This is a genomic window from Bianquea renquensis (genome assembly GCF_014384895.1).
Lineage (GTDB): Bacteria > Bacillota > Clostridia > Lachnospirales > Bianqueaceae > Bianquea > Bianquea renquensis.
This window is the reverse complement of record NZ_JACRSQ010000009.1, coordinates 104538-119585: the sequence shown is the minus strand read 5'-3', so window position 1 is coordinate 119585 and position 15048 is coordinate 104538. Positions and strand designations below refer to the sequence as shown.

The following is a 15048-nucleotide window of genomic DNA, read 5'->3' as shown; positions in this document are numbered from 1 at the left end:
AACGATGATTTTTCAGCAACACTTGAAAGACTGAAGTAAATATTTTTTCTTTGATTTGTATGGCAAACATTCCTTGCCTGGTAGGTCAGAGAATCCAATCTTGATAAATCCCTGCGAAAGTGATATAATCGATACATCACGAGTATAGGGAGGTCGTTTTATGGAAAGTCGATCAATCAAAATTGCGTCAAAGCAGAACAGCCGGATTACGATCCGTATCATCCCAGGCCATTTTGCTACCAATCATTCCCACATCAACTATTATATCGATATGACGAGCCTGAAACATCGAGTCGGCATGGCATCCAGCGCGGCCCGTGAGCTATCCAACGAATACACCAATACCACCATGATCGAGACCATCGTCTGTATGGATGGCTGCGAAGTGATTGGCGGTTTTCTGGCGGACGAGCTTAGGCGAAACGGCATCCAATCGCTCAACGAGGGACGTGAGATCAACGTCATCACGCCAGAGTATAACGGGACTGGACAGATGATCTTCCGCGACAATATCCAGCCCATGGTATGGGGCAAGAAGGTTTTGCTGCTCCTGGCATCCGCTACCACAGGAAAGACGATCAACCGCGCCCTGGAATGCATCCGGTATTACAACGGCGAGGTTGTGGGAATCGCCGCACTGTTCAGCGCCATCCAGGAGCGAAACGGCATCCCGATCAACATGCTGTTTACACCGGACGATCTCCCGGATTACAGCACATTTCCAGCGGAACAATGTCCACAGTGTAAGAAGAATCAAAAGATTGATGCCATCGTCAACAGTTTCGGCTATTCAAAGATTTAACCCTATAAAGCCTTCGCATCCACCGCCACTGCCGGGATGCGAAGGCTTTTCACGTTTGCGGGAAGTCTAAGAAAACTTTAGTTGGCAGAGGCCCTTTTACCGCATATACCCGCCCTCCATGGGAGATGCCGCTCGATCCGCAAAGAACCGCAGCACGCCCGACCTATACTTTCCTTCTCTGGGCTTCCATTTTTGTTTCCGCTGCTCCAAACTCCGACGAATTTCCTCTTCCGACCGAACCTCCCCCTGTATCCCAACAATCTCCAGGCGTCTCCCAGGAATGTCCACCGATATAAGATCGCCCTCCTCCACAAGGGCAATGGGCCCGCCCTCCATGGCTTCCGGGGATACATGCCCGATGGCAGGACCTTTGGACGCCCCGGAAAATCGCCCGTCTGTAATCAGGGCGATGGAGGCAGCGAGAGCCGGGTCGGAAGCGATTGCCTCCGTGGTATAGAACATTTCCGGCATCCCGCTCCCCTTCGGCCCCTCATATCGAATGATCACCGCGTCACCGGGATGGATCCTTCCTCCCAGCACCGCCCCGATCGCCTCTTCCTCACAGTCAAAAGGCCTCGCCCTGAGAACCGCCCTGTGCATGGCCTCCGGCACAGCGGAATGCTTGACCACAGCCCCATCAGGCGCCAGATTTCCTTTTAAAACTGCGATCGTGCCCTTCGCGCCTATGGGGCGATGAATACTCCGAATCACATCCGTTCGCTCCAGTCCCACCTTCTGCAGCTGCTCGTCACAGGCCTCATAGTATCCGGACTTGGCGATCTCCTCCAGGTTCTCCCCCACCGTCTTTCCCGTCACCGTCATCGCGCCCAGATGCAGCCGGTCTCGTATCTCCTCCATGACTCTCGGCACACCGCCAGCATAAGAAAAATACTGGGCTGGCCAGCGCCCTGCGGGACGGACATCCAGCAGATACGAGGCATCCCTGTGAAGGCGGTCAAAGGTCTCTCCGCTGAGATGAATCCCAAACTCGTGGGCGATGGCCGGCAGATGCAGCAGTGCGTTGGTGGAACCGGAAATCGCAGCGTGCACCATAATCGCATTCTCAAAAGACTCTTCCGTGACCAAATCCCGCGGTGTCATTCCCCCCTTGGCCAGGATGACCGCCTGTCTTCCCGCTCTCCTCGCCACCTCCTGAAGAGCCGGGCTCGTGGCGCTCATGAGGGCGCTTCCTGGCAGCATCAGCCCCAGCGCTTCCGCCATAATCTGCATCGTCGAGGCGGTTCCCATAAAGGAACAGGCTCCACAGGAGGGACATGCATGCTGCTTATAATACGTAAACTGCGCCTCATCGATCTCTCCCCGCTGAAACATAGCGCTGTACATGCCAATCTGCTCCAAAGTCAGCAGGTTCGGCCCTGCATCCATCACACCTCCGGTGATCATGATACTTGGAATATTGATCCGTCCAATCCCCATGAGCTGCGCTGGAACCCCCTTATCACAGCTAGCAATGAGCACCGCCGCGTCAAAGGGCGTAGCGCCTGCATGGATCTCAATCATATGGCAGATCATATCGCGGGAGGCCAGGGAATAGTTGATCCCATCGTGCCCCTGGGCTTGTCCATCACAAATATCCGTGGTAAAATATCGGGCGCCCTTTCCCCCCGCCTCGTCGATTCCAGAAACGGCCTGCTCCACAAGGCCTAACAGATGGGCGCTACCAGGATGGCTGTCGCCAAACGTGCTCTCCACCAGAATCTGCGGCTTATCTAAGTCCTGTGGCGTCCAGCCCATTCCCATCCGCAATGGGTCCATCTCCGGCGCAACTCTGCGAATCTCTTGACTTCTCATGACAAAACTCCTCCCTAGGAAATAGACATCCCGAAAACAAGTAAAGCCTTGCTTTTCTTTTTCATTTCCTATATACTTAAAGAAGCATTCCCCAATGTGACTCTATCGAAATGGTGGTTTTCTGAGCATGAACAATCGAGACCCTCTCTACAAAAAGATCTATGACGATCTAAAATATAAAATTGAATCCCACATCTACGCAGATGGCCAGTATCTCCCAGCGGAGCGTCTTCTCAGCACAGAATATCAGGTGGAACGGCTGACACTGCGCAAAGCGCTGAAACTCCTTCAGGAGGAGGGCTATATCCAGACGCTCCCGGGCGCCGGCAGCCGTGTCATCGCCCCCTCGATTCCCGACCCGCCAGACTCCTCCTATATGATCGCCTTTGTTATTTCCGGCGATATGGACCGGCAGGCGCAGCTATACCACATCGAGATCTGCAATTATCTGGAAGAATACTGTAAAGCCGATGGGGCAAACGTCCTGTTCGCCAAAGTCTGCGCCAACGACGACATTCCGCCCTATCTCCGCCATCCCGACACAGTTCGCGGCGTAATCTGGGTTGCCAACGTGGATTCCCGCTTTCTAGAATATTCTCGCCATCACCAAATTCCATCCATCTGTCTAGCCCACAATTATCCCCACTTTCCTCGCATTAACTACGCGGATTTCGTCTCCGGCTATCAGGCAACAAAACACTTGCTGCAACAGGGCTGCCGCAAAATCATATTTCTCAATGGAATCGATGATTCCGTCAATCGAGACCGGCTGGAAGGGTATCGGGAAGCCTTGGCGAGCGCTGGCATATCCATGGATTGTATCTTGATCGCGGATGGGAACTGGTCCTTCTCCTCAGGTTCCAATGGAATACGGGCGGTGCTGGAAAAGGGAGTTGAATTTGACGGTCTCGTGGCCAGCAATGACATGATGGCCTTGGGCGCCATGCAGGAACTCACCCGCTGGGGCATTCAGATCCCCGGACACGTCAAGGTCATCGGCATCGACAATATCGATCAAAGCCGGAGAAGCACACCGGCTTTGTCTACCATCGCCTTCAATCAGAAGGACATCGCCCGAACGGCGTACTTATTCATGAAAGAACGGCTGCAAGGCCATCCGATCCCGGATGAGGTCATCATTCCCGGCAAACTCATTATCCGGGAAAGCAGCCAGGCGTAAATTCACTACCGGTTATCCACCTTCTCCGGGTACAGATCATGGCTGCGGAACCGGAACTCTGCCATTTCCTCGTATTTCGTTCCCGGACGGCCATAGTTGCAGTAGGGATCGATGCTGATCCCCCCCCGCGGTGTAAACTTGCACCAGACTTCAATATATTTGGGCTCCATCAGGCGGATCAGATCCTCCATGATGATGTTACAGCAATCTTCATGAAAATCCCCGTGATTGCGGAAGCTAAATAGGTACAGCTTGAGTGATTTGCTCTCCACCATTTTCTGGTCTGGTACATAGGATATATACACACAGCCAAAATCTGGCTGTCCTGTCATTGGACACAAGCTGGTAAACTCCGGACAATTAAACTTTACCCAGTAGTCGCGACCGGGATGCTTGTTGACAAATGTCTCCAACATTTCCGGGGCATAGTTGACAGGATATGTCGTTTTTTGATTTCCCAGGAAATGTATTCCAGATAATTCTTCTCTATTTCTTCCCTGCATACTCGTCCCCTACCCTTTGATCAGATTCATCGTCTCCATGCGAAGATCGGAATCGTCATGGTAGATTCCCCGTATGGCTGACGTTGTTGTGACTGCATCTGGTTTTGCCACGCCTCGCATGGCCATGCACATATGTCGGGCCTCAATGACACAGATAGCTCCCTGAGCGTCCAGCCGGTCCATAACCGCATCGGCGATCTGTTCTGTCATTCGCTCCTGCACCTGAAACCGTCTCGCGTAACCCTCCACCACCCGCGCCAGCTTCGACAATCCCGTTATCCTCTGCTTCGGAATATAGGCCACATGACATTTACCATAGAACGGAGCCAAGTGGTGCTCACACAGGGAGAAGAATTCAATATCACGGATCAAGACTAAATCCTGGTTTTGCGCTGGAAAGGTTGTCGCCAGATGATCCGCCGGATCTGTTCCATACCCCTTTGTATACTCCAGAAAAGCTTTAAGGGCGCGAAATGGAGTCTCCTCCATCCCTTCCCTGGATGGATCATCGCCGCAGATTTCAATCAACCGCTTAAACGCCGGCAGGATTCGCTCTTTCATATCCCGCTGCTCCTCATGGGAAAATCGGTCCGGATCGACGCCCGACGCCAGTAGCTTTTTTCTTTCCTTATCTGAGAATCCGGTCTCCACACTCACACTCCCCTTTCATTTCCCCATAGCCAAGTATGCAGTTGGGGTAGGGGCTTGACCCAACTTAACTCAGGATCTTGCAGGATCCGCTGGCATATCTCCTCATAGCGTGAAACCGCCTGCGCAAGCTCAAACGTATCCTTTGCATTCGAATTTCCCGGTTGAACATACCAAGGGTACTCAGGCCCTGGAAATTGACGGTAAAGCTGTTTCATATAGTCAAAATCTTCTTCTGTAAACAGGACGACCTTAAAGGAAAAAGGAATCCGATGCTGCTGTAGCCGTCGGACCAATGGCAGGACGGCGGCGGCGGAAGTCGGATTTCCACTGGATGGCGGCTTTGGGCTGATGGTCACAGCGTCCACCTCCCGTAACCAACCTGGATTCCTTGTCCCCTGGGTTTCCACCCCAATGTGATAGCCATACTTCTTCAAAACTGTAATGAGAGAGTTCATGGCTGCCCCCTCATGAATACAAGGATTTCCCCCTGTTAGAGTGATATAGCGGCATCCACATGACTGTCCTAAATCTTGAATCTTTTGAACGATTTGTTCAACGCTCCAGTGCTTTGGTGCTTCCTGCCCATCCCACGCATATGTGCTGTCGCACCAGCTGCAGTGATCGTCGCATCCATACATCCGCAGAAATAAACTCTTCTGCCCGATGGCCATCCCCTCGCCCTGTATCGTGGGGCCAAAAATTTCGCTGACCGGGAGCTTTTCGTCCAGACAAACGGGTTTTGGCCGGTTATAACAGGAAGGTCCCCCCTGCCGGAGCAGGTCCTCCATGGCAACCTGCGCGTAGCTGGTCCTTGTCTCATACAGCCGGACCGAGTCCACGGGAAGCCCCTGCTTGTACAACAGCCATGCGATGTGCTGACACATATTTTCCGCCGTAGCTCGAAATCCCAATTCCACGATTTTAAGCCCCTGGGATTTCATCTGCGGCAGAATTGCCTCTGTGCCCTTTGCCAGAAAGGCGTGATCCCATTCATCTAAAAATGCGGCCTTAACCCTCTGTTTTAACTCTTTAAAATCAATGACAAAGCCCTCTTTCGCATCTTCCTGCTCCCGAGGGCTTCCCTTCAGCGTCACCCGCAGCCGATAGGAATGGCCATGGATATTGGCGCACTGCCCGTCATGGCTTTCCAGCTGGTGGGCCGCTTCAAATTCAAACTCTTTCGCAATCTGTACCATGCTTGCTCTCCATATATTCCTCATATCCTCGCCTGCGCAGATAGCAGGATGGGCATGTCCCACAGCCGTCCCCCATAATCCCGTTATAGCAAGTCAAGGTCTGATTTTTGATGATATCCAGCACACCCAAGTCATCGGCCATTTTCCAGGTCGCCTTTTTGTCCAGCCACATGAGGGGCGTATGGATGACGAAGGACTCTTCCATTGCCAGGTTTACCGTCACATTTAGGCTCTTGACGAACATGTCCCGGCAATCGGGATACCCGGAGAAATCTGTCTCGCAGACGCCCGTCACAATATGCTTCGCGCCCACCTGCCGCGCCAGAATGCCCGCAAAGGTTAAGAATACCATGTTGCGACCCGGCACAAAGGTGCTCGGCAGCTCCCCTTTGCTGAGCCCCTCCCGGGCCTCCTCCGCAGAGAGAACCGGAACTTCCTCCCTCGTCAGCGAACTCGGCGCCAACTGATTCATCACCGAGACATCCAGGAGGTGATGCCGGACTCCTGCATTCTTAGCCAACTGTTTTGCCGCCTCCACCTCCAGATGGTGCCGCTGCTGATAAAAAAACGTGACCGCCTCCACCTCGTCAAAGACTCGCAGTGCCCAGTACAGACAGGTTGTCGAGTCCTGACCGCCCGAAAAGACCACCACCGCCTTCCCCGGTATTTTAGGAAACAGATGCATCGGATTCATTTTGTTTACCTCCATTCTGACCAATCTCCTTCAGCACGTCGGGGGACATGGACTTTCGCTTGAGCCTCTTTCCAACAGACTCCCGTATCAGACAGTACAGGACTGAGGCGATGGGCACGCTGATGAGCATCCCGATCATGCCGAAAGCCCCTCCTCCTATGATGATGGCCGCTAAAACCCAAATTCCCGGCAGCCCCACCGACGTCCCCACGACACGGGGATAGATTAAATTTCCTTCCACTTGCTGCAGTACAATGATGAAAATAACAAACCAAAAAGCTTTGATCGGACTGACCATCAAGATCAAAAAGGCGCCTATGGCGGTTCCGATAAAGGCTCCAAATATGGGAATCAGCGCCGTAAAGCCCACCAGAACCGCGACCATGGGGGCATAGGGCATTCGAAAGATGGTCATGCCGAAAAAGCATAGCACGCCTATAATCACAGCTTCCGTCAGCTGTCCCGATACGAATGCTGAAAAAATACGATTGGAGAGGCGGCCGATTTCCAATGTCCTGGCCGCTTTCGCATTTGGCAGGTAGGCAAAGAGAATCTGTTTCAGCTGACGGCCGAGCTTTTCTTTTTGCCCCAGTATATAAATACCAAATATGACGCTCATGAAAAAGTTCACGACCGTGCTAAAGATAGAAGAGGTGATGGTAACTGTGGTCGTCAGCACCTGGGCGGACCCGTTCTTCAGAAAATCCACCACCATGGAGCTCAGCTTGTTCCAGTCGATCTCCACATCGGCGAAAGTCGCCTCCGAAATATTGAGCGCCCCCATCGCCTGCTCAATCCACGTCTGAATCTGCTTGATATACGAGGGAATATTATCGGCAAGGGTATTGATGGTTTCCACCAGTTCCGGAAGGATGAGTCGGATCACAACTAGGATGATTCCGAGAACAACGAGAAGGGTCAACACAATACAGACGGGCCGGTGAATTTTATTCCAAATTTTGTGCTGAGGGCCTTGCAACCGCCGAAAGACGCGGTCCTCAAAAAATTTCAGAAATACGTTCAGAATAAAGGCAATGGCGCATCCCACCAAAACAGGCTGTGCCAGCGCGAACCCAGATTTAAGCACCTTAAAGATTGAACCCAGATTTAAGATGGCGACAAACATTACAATCGAGATTCCGATGATCGTCAGCAAGGTCTTATTTCGTTTGGAAAGCTTCATATCGATCCTCCATTCCGGAGCGCTCTTGCGCGAAGGTGCGCAGCGCAAATCTCAAATTTGCGGCTGCGATTTGCATTTGTGGCGCTCCGACACAAATGCCCGGCTAAACTGCCCCTCTCCCCGCTAAAGCTCATCTCAGCCTTGAACTGCGGACTCCTATATTCTACCGTTGTTTTCCTATTCTGTCAAATGCTTTTATATCGAAAAATCCTTCTCCACAGGCTTCCCCGCCGCCAGAGAGGCTCGCGGGTCCAACACCCGCTGATTTCGGGACCCGCGGAAGGGAAGAAGCATACTCTTTTCCGATAACAGAAATGGACCGTCAATCAAAGTGTCCGTCTCCTCCAACAGTTTCCTCCACCCTGGATGTTCATCAATCCCAGCCAACAGCTGCTCCATCGTATACCCGGTATAGGTGATGACAGAGAGACCGAGGGCATGAATCTCCCTGGCCAGCTGGGCAAAGCCATCCGCCTGGAGAAAGGGATCACCGCCGGAAAAGGTCACCCCCTGGAGGATGGGATTCTCTCGGATCGCCTCCAGAATCTGCTGTGGGTCACTGTCATACCCGCCCTCCGGATCATGGGTTGCGGGGTTATGGCACCCTGGACACTTATGAGGGCAACCCTGGGCAAAAATAACGAGCCGGATACCCGGCCCGTCCACTATCGATTCTCGAATCACTCCCGCCAAGCGCAGCGCCTTCATCTAAATCCGCTCCATTTCTCCCAGGCCTGTCCCAAGGGAATGTTTAACCCGATCCCGGACTTCCGCCTGTTTTGCATCGTTAAACCGGTCCAGCGTTCCAACCAGATAGCCGGTAATGCGGCGGATTCGTTCAAAGGGCTGGTCCTCCGTCTCGGCCCGCCCGCAGTTAGGGCATGTGTCCCCGATGATCCCGGTATAGCCGCACACCGGATCCCGGTCCACTGGATGATTGATGGACCCATAGCCCACCCCAGCTTCCTTCATGCAGCGAATCACCTGCTCGAACGCCTCCAGATTCTCCGTGGGATCTCCATCCAACTCCACGTAGGTAATGTGCCCACCGTTGGTCAGCGCATGGTACGGCGCCTCAAGGCGGATCTTGTCCCAAGCGGATATGTCACAGTAAACCGGCACGTGGAAAGAGTTCGTATAGTATTCCCGATCTGTGACACCCGGTATAACGCCGAATTTTTTCGCATCCATCCGCACAAAGCGACCCGACAGCCCCTCCGCCGGGGTACCGATCAAGGAGAAATTCATTTTATATTTCTCCGCCGCCTCGTCCATCCTGCGCCGCATATATCCAATAATCTCCAACCCTAAGTTCTGCGACTCCCGGCTCTCCCCGTGATGGAAGCCGGTCAATGCCTTCAGGCATTCTGCCAGGCCGATAAAGCCCATGGAAAGCGTTCCATGCTTCAAGATTTCCCGGATGGAATCCTCCGATCCCAGCTTCTCAGAGTCGATCCAGATCCCCTGCCCCATTAGGAAGGGATAATTTCGGACAACCTTCTGTGCCTGTATCTCAAAGCGCTCAAGCAATTGATCGATGACCAAATCGATCTTCCGGTCCAGCTGTTCAAAGAATAGATCCAGGTTGCGATTGCTCAGGATTGCCAGTCGCGGCAAATTAACGGATGTGAAGCTGAGGTTTCCACGCCCATTCACAATCTGCCGCTCCGGGTCATGAACATTGGAAATTACACGAGTACGGCATCCCATATACGCGATCTCCGTCTCCGGTTTCCCTTCTTTATAAAAACATGCGTTAAAAGGGGCATCCAGGAATGAAAAATTGGGAAACAGCCGTTTCGCACTCACACGGCAGGCCAGCTTGAACAAATCATAATTTGGATCCCCCGGATTGTAGTTTACGCCCTCTTTCACCTTAAAGATGTGGATTGGAAAGATGGGGGTCTCACCATTGCCAAGCCCTCCCTCCGTGGCTAAGAGCACATTCTTTATGATCATGCGCCCCTCTGGCGTAGTATCCATCCCATAATTGATAGAGCTAAAGGGTATCTGTGCGCCCGCCCTGGAATGCATGGTATTTAGATTATGGACAAAAGCCTCCATCGCTTGATACACGGCTCGGTCCGTCTCTCTGTTCGCTCGTGCGAAGGCAAAGTTCTGTAGCCTTCGCGCTATGGACGTTCCGTAGGCACGGGCAAGGATCTCCAGCTCCGCTTCCATATAGGTCTCGCCGTCATCTAGCTTTGGCATGGCTTCGCTAGCTGCCTTCGCTTCATCCGAGATTCTCCTGGCAACCTCTTCACCGTTCTCCTCCTCCGCCAACAGCTCCAGCGCTCTCCCCAGATTTTGGCGGTACAGTTTGTCATAGGTTTTCGCCACCCCCTTCGCCATGGCATAGTCAAAGTTTGGAATGCTCTGGCCTCCATGTTGGTCATTCTGGTTGGACTGAATGGCTATACAGGCCAATGCCGCATAGCTGGCGATATCGTTGGGCTCGCGCAGAAAGCCATGGCCTGTGGAAAACCCTCGTTGAAATAGCTTGTCAATGTCAATCTGGCAACAGGTGGTGGTCAGCGTCAGAAAATCCATATCGTGAATGTGGATGTCCCCGGCACTATGGGCCTGGGCGTGTTCTGGCTTCAATATATACATCTCACAGAACTGCTTTGCTCCCTCCGACCCATACTTTAACATAGTCCCCATGGCCGTGTCGCCGTCGATATTGGCGTTTTCCCGCTTGATATCATTATCCTTTGCGTCTTTGAATGTGAGATCCTCGTAGGTTTTCATCAGACGCGTATTCATCTCACGGACTCTGGTGCGCTCTGCCCGATACAAAATATACTCTTTCGCTGTGCGGGCATGTCCATTTTCAATCAGCACTTTCTCCACGACATCCTGGATATGCTCAACCGACGGCTGCATTTCTCCTTCCTGCACCAGATAAGTCTCCACTTGACTGGCCAACTCCATCGCCTCGTCATAATTGCGGCCTCCCGTCGCCTGTGCCGCTTTAAAAATCGCACTGGCAATTTTTTGCAGGTCAAAGGTTGCTTTCCGCCCGTCTCTCTTTGTAATTGTGCTGATCATCCCTCGTGGTTCCCCTTTCTCGATTACACTATATCTTGTGTCTCCCTCTCTCGAATAAAAAAATTATATCCCATATATAGTATACTGTCAATAGCGTTTTTTGTCGAACTTGGCCGCAGGGATCTTACAGATTTTTGAACAAAGCTGGAGTTTTCTTGAATTTCTTGGATAGGCGTGCTACAAGGTTACAAGAATAGCTCACAGCTGTTGAGTAAAAATAACAAATTTGTTATTGATGCTTAATAGCGAATATGGTATAATAATCGCGTAAGCGATTATACGCGCCGGCCGCGCGGTGAGCGAAGCGAACAAACCATTGCGCGGACGTTTGCAACCCTGCGGAGCGATATCATGGCCGGAGGCCATGGTATAATATAGCCAGCAAAGGAGTTGAGCTAATGCCAATAGTTTCAATGTTTCTAGGAATTATAATCAGAATGTATAACAACGGTGAACATAATCCGCCGCACTTTCATGCTGCATATCAAGGCTATAACGGCATTTTCAATATGGAAGGTGAATTAATAGAGGGTGAAATGCCCAAGCGTCAAATAAAGTTCATTGCAGCATGGGCAGAACTTCATAAGGACGAGCTTTTAGCAAACTGGGAGCTGGCAATTAATGAACAGCCACTATATAAGATAGCCCCCTTGCGATAAGTGAAGCGTCTATACGCTATATGAGAAGGAGTAGACTATGGAAATTGTATACGATGCAAAAAGTAAAGATTATGTATGCAAAGCAAGCTGCCCAGCATGGGTAGTAAAGGCTGTGGAACCGCGGAGAGATTACACGCTGTTGCTTACCTTTACAGGCGGAGAAAAACGCATATATAATGCCCGTCCGTTGCTGGAGAAAGCCATTTATGCACCGCTCAAAAATCTTGCTTTTTTTTTGGGGGCAAGGGTGGATGGTGATACAGTGATTTGGAGCGAAGATATAGACATAGCGCCAGAACATTTATATCAAAACAGTAAGCCTACTGGGGGTGTCGATAATGCCTGAAAATTGTGCTGTTTTAATTGACCAGATTATAGAGCTACGAAAAGAAAGCGGCATGACACAGAAGGAGCTAGCCAAGGCTGCAAATCTGGCACAGCCTGCAATAGCACGAATGGAAAGCAAGAATGCAACTCCGCAACTTGATACTTTGCTAAAGATATTAGCCGCATTGGGGCAGAAGTTGGAAGTTGTACCAATTGAAAAATAATATCATAGAGAAAGTAGCGGAGAGTATAGCAGAAAGGGACTTCTGAGATGAAGACCAAAATAAAGATAGCCCTCTAGGTAATGATATGCCTCTTGTCAAGTAGACAGGTGAAATATCTAAAATTTAGTGCTGGTGATACCTGTATTTCGGTTTGAGATGCAGGTATTTTTCTATGCGCACCATTTTCTTTATATTTGTTTATTCGTTTGTTTTCAGGAATCGGATATTCTACATCTCTAATTTTTAAAACAAGGAACCCCTTGCTATATAAAGAAAAATTTTTATGGCTGCGGTTTATTAAGTGGCAAACTCGGAAGGCGGATCTTACAGATTTTTGAACAAAGCTGGAGTTTTCTTGTATTTCTTGGATAGGCGTGCTACAATAAGGCTGCAAATATTTTTATGGAGGTTCAAACAATGAAGAAATTCGTCAAGGTCTTACTGATTCTTATATTGCTCCTCCTCATCGGTTGCATCGTGTACTTGCTGGTCAAACCTTTTCAGGATCATGCTTCCTCATCATCGGAGGAAAGCTCTGTGGGAGAGTCGTTACCGGATTCCTCCTCTGAGAATGACTCCTCCCAGGAGGAATCGTCCCAGGAGGAGTCCATCCCCCAGGAAAGCTCTGAGACTAGCGAGGCGAGCCAGCCGGAGGATGAGTCCTCGCAGGAGGATGAGAGTTCTCAGGGAGAAGAAAGCTCCCAGGCGGAACCTGTAACCCTGGAGTCAGCGTCTCAGTCTGTTATGGACGCAATCAAACAAAAAGACTTTCGCGCTCTGAGCTCCTATGTGGGGGACGCTGGCCTTCGCCTCTCCCCTGCCGGCAGTGTAGAGGCCACGTCGGACATCGTGATATCCAAATCGAATCTCTCCAATTGGCTGTCCGGCACCACCGCTATAACGTTCGGCAGCTATCCGGGGAGCGGCGCAGACATTACCCTGACGCCCTCGGAATACTACGACAAATTCTTATATCCCGTGGACTTTCTTTCCCAGGCTTCGATTTCCATCAATGAGACGGAGGCCCTGTCGCAGATTCGGGAGGTATACCCAGGCGCGCAGGCTGTCAGCTATATGTACCCGGGCGCCGTGGACTGGAAGGAATTGACGCTGATCTTTACCCAGGCGGATTCCTCCTTTATACTGGAAGGAATCCTGTACCGAGACACCTCGATGAGCTAATATAACACAAGAGCCGCATCACGGGCATACCAATCCCCATTCTTGGTTATGGATTGCAGATACGCAAAAGGAGAGACGGAAGTGAAAAAAATCTATCTACTGTATCCCCAGAAAAAGGGAAGGATCGCGCCAGAGCTATACGGACATTTTACGGAACATCTCGGGGGTGTCTTTTATGATGGACTGTGGGTAGGAAAAGATTCCTCTATCCCCAACATCAAGGGATTCCGAAAAGAAATCATTGAAAAACTGCGGGCCATCAAAGCTCCTGTGATCCGTTGGCCGGGCGGTTGTTTTGCTGAGACCTATGATTGGCGCGATGGAATCGGAGAACACCGCCCCACTCGCCCGAACTGGTGGACAAAAAACGACAAGCGGTATGAGTCCAACGAAGTGGGAACCCATGAATTTATGGATTTCTGCGAGGCGGTTGGCGCTGATGCGTATTTTGCCGCTAACCTTACCAGCGTTTCACCGCTTCATATCCGCAACTGGATGGATTATTGTCTGTCACCCCGCGGCACAACAAGCTTGGCATTGGAGCGCGAACAAAACGGCCATCCCGAGCCTTTTACCATTCCCTATTGGGGTGTGGGCAACGAAAATTGGGGCGGTGGCGGAAATATGACTCCCGAGTATTATGCCGGCGAGTTTCGTCGATTTTCAGCTCTGATGGCAAATGCCTTCCCGAGCGTCCAGCTCTTTGCCTGCGGCGAGGACGCCAATGACTTCCATTGGACGAACAAGCTGATGGAGGGAACGGTGGATTCCGAACATCATATGAACGGCTATGCCATGCACTATTACTGTGGCCAGGCGGGTGACCCGCTGACTTTCTCGAAAGATGAGTGGACTTGCCTCTTGAAACAGGCGGCTCATATCGAAGACATTATCGTACGGAATTGGCATATTATCTGTGGCTATTCAATGCAGAATTGCGGTAAGTTGGTCATCGATGAATGGGGCTGTTGGCATTCCGATGGATCCGGCCCCAGCCACGGTTACAATCTTTTCGAACAGCAGAGTACAATGCGGGATGCCATGGTTGCAGCGCTGACACTGAATATTTTCAATAATCACTGTGACAAAATCCGCATGGCAAACGTGGCGCAATTGGTCAACTGTCTCCACTCGCTCTTCCTGGCAGGCGGTGAACACTGCATCGAAACTCCCACGTACCACGTATTTGATATGTATAAGGAGCACCAGGGGGCAGAGGCCATCGAAGCGACGGTTACAGACAATGACGATTTTGCTTCTTCGATTTCCGTTTCTGCGTCGGTGAAGGATGAAAAAACATTGCTGACCGTGGGGAATCTCTCTTGCACCGGCGATGTGGAGATTTTGTTGGAAGGCGTGGGCAAGACAATACCGGCAGAGGCTCAGGCGACCTTGCTGTATGCCGAGGACATGCATGCCCATAATACCTTTGAAACGCCTGAGGCCGTCACTCCCACAGCGGTCCATATCGATCCTGCGAGGCCGTTTGTTATCCCCAAGGCGGCCATACTGGCAATTCGGTTCTGACAGATAGACCGCAGAGAAAGCTTGTCAGAGAGGGGGTCTCCCCCTAAAGTCGCCAAA

At 51.3% G+C, this 15048-nt stretch carries 15 protein-coding genes; 7 read left to right on the top strand and 8 right to left on the bottom strand.

Going from position 1 to position 15048, the window contains the following annotated elements; genetic code table 11:
• Positions 1 to 160: 160 nt before the first annotated feature.
• Positions 161 to 802 (top strand): type I phosphoribosyltransferase, encoded by a 642-nt coding sequence (locus H8730_RS07990; protein WP_249289651.1) that lies wholly within the window; start codon positions 161 to 163, stop codon positions 800 to 802.
• A gap of 96 nt (positions 803 to 898) precedes the next feature.
• On the opposite strand, the gene ilvD is transcribed toward H8730_RS07990, so the two are convergent.
• Positions 899 to 2614, bottom strand: coding sequence for a dihydroxy-acid dehydratase (ilvD, locus tag H8730_RS07985; RefSeq protein WP_249289650.1), 1716 nt, complete (start codon positions 2612 to 2614; stop codon positions 899 to 901).
• Between the two features lie 127 nt (positions 2615 to 2741).
• Here ilvD and H8730_RS07980 point away from each other — a divergent pair, with 127 nt between their 5' ends.
• Positions 2742 to 3794: a GntR family transcriptional regulator gene (locus H8730_RS07980; protein WP_177716057.1), complete on the top strand. Its 1053-nt coding sequence runs from the start codon at positions 2742 to 2744 to the stop codon at positions 3792 to 3794.
• Positions 3795 to 3799: 5 nt separating this feature from the next.
• On the opposite strand, the gene queF is transcribed toward H8730_RS07980, so the two are convergent.
• From queF to H8730_RS07945, 7 genes are all read right to left on the bottom strand, one after another.
• Positions 3800 to 4297, bottom strand: coding sequence for a preQ(1) synthase (queF, locus tag H8730_RS07975; protein ID WP_177716059.1), 498 nt, complete (start codon positions 4295 to 4297; stop codon positions 3800 to 3802).
• Positions 4298 to 4306: 9 nt separating this feature from the next.
• A complete protein-coding gene (folE, locus tag H8730_RS07970) occupies positions 4307 to 4948 on the bottom strand; it encodes a GTP cyclohydrolase I FolE (protein ID WP_430385379.1) in 642 nt (213 codons plus the stop codon).
• Between the two features lie 2 nt (positions 4949 to 4950).
• Positions 4951 to 6144: a 7-carboxy-7-deazaguanine synthase QueE gene (gene queE / locus H8730_RS07965; protein ID WP_249289649.1), complete on the bottom strand. Its 1194-nt coding sequence runs from the start codon at positions 6142 to 6144 to the stop codon at positions 4951 to 4953.
• On the bottom strand, positions 6119 to 6838 hold the full coding sequence (gene queC / locus H8730_RS07960; protein WP_283243903.1) for a 7-cyano-7-deazaguanine synthase QueC: 720 nt from the start codon (positions 6836 to 6838) through the stop codon (positions 6119 to 6121). Before queC ends, queE begins: the two co-directional genes overlap by 26 nt.
• Positions 6813 to 8021, bottom strand: coding sequence for an AI-2E family transporter (locus H8730_RS07955; protein ID WP_177716063.1), 1209 nt, complete (start codon positions 8019 to 8021; stop codon positions 6813 to 6815). The genes queC and H8730_RS07955 overlap by 26 nt, the downstream gene beginning before the upstream one ends.
• A gap of 195 nt (positions 8022 to 8216) precedes the next feature.
• Positions 8217 to 8729: an anaerobic ribonucleoside-triphosphate reductase activating protein gene (gene nrdG, locus H8730_RS07950; RefSeq protein ID WP_177716065.1), complete on the bottom strand. Its 513-nt coding sequence runs from the start codon at positions 8727 to 8729 to the stop codon at positions 8217 to 8219.
• Complete coding sequence (locus H8730_RS07945; protein ID WP_249289648.1) at positions 8730 to 11072, bottom strand: anaerobic ribonucleoside triphosphate reductase; 2343 nt, start codon at positions 11070 to 11072, stop codon at positions 8730 to 8732.
• A 398-nt stretch (positions 11073 to 11470) separates the two neighbouring features.
• Between H8730_RS07945 and H8730_RS07940 the strand changes: the two genes are divergently transcribed.
• The 5 genes from H8730_RS07940 (at position 11471) to H8730_RS17870 (ending at position 14991) form a co-directional block, all read left to right on the top strand.
• Positions 11471 to 11731 (top strand): DUF4160 domain-containing protein, encoded by a 261-nt coding sequence (locus H8730_RS07940; RefSeq protein ID WP_177716069.1) that lies wholly within the window; start codon positions 11471 to 11473, stop codon positions 11729 to 11731.
• A 37-nt stretch (positions 11732 to 11768) separates the two neighbouring features.
• The gene (locus H8730_RS07935; RefSeq protein WP_249289647.1) at positions 11769 to 12077 is read left to right on the top strand and encodes a DUF2442 domain-containing protein; all 309 of its coding nucleotides are present in this window, start codon (positions 11769 to 11771) and stop codon (positions 12075 to 12077) included.
• Entirely contained in the window at positions 12070 to 12282 is a 213-nt protein-coding gene (locus H8730_RS07930) for a helix-turn-helix domain-containing protein (RefSeq protein WP_177716073.1), read from the top strand. Before H8730_RS07935 ends, H8730_RS07930 begins: the two co-directional genes overlap by 8 nt.
• A gap of 417 nt (positions 12283 to 12699) precedes the next feature.
• Positions 12700 to 13464: a hypothetical protein gene (locus H8730_RS07925; RefSeq protein WP_249289646.1), complete on the top strand. Its 765-nt coding sequence runs from the start codon at positions 12700 to 12702 to the stop codon at positions 13462 to 13464.
• 81 nt (positions 13465 to 13545) lie between these two features.
• The gene (locus H8730_RS17870) at positions 13546 to 14991 is read left to right on the top strand and encodes an alpha-L-arabinofuranosidase C-terminal domain-containing protein (RefSeq protein WP_249289645.1); all 1446 of its coding nucleotides are present in this window, start codon (positions 13546 to 13548) and stop codon (positions 14989 to 14991) included.
• The last annotated feature ends 57 nt before the right edge of the window (positions 14992 to 15048 follow it).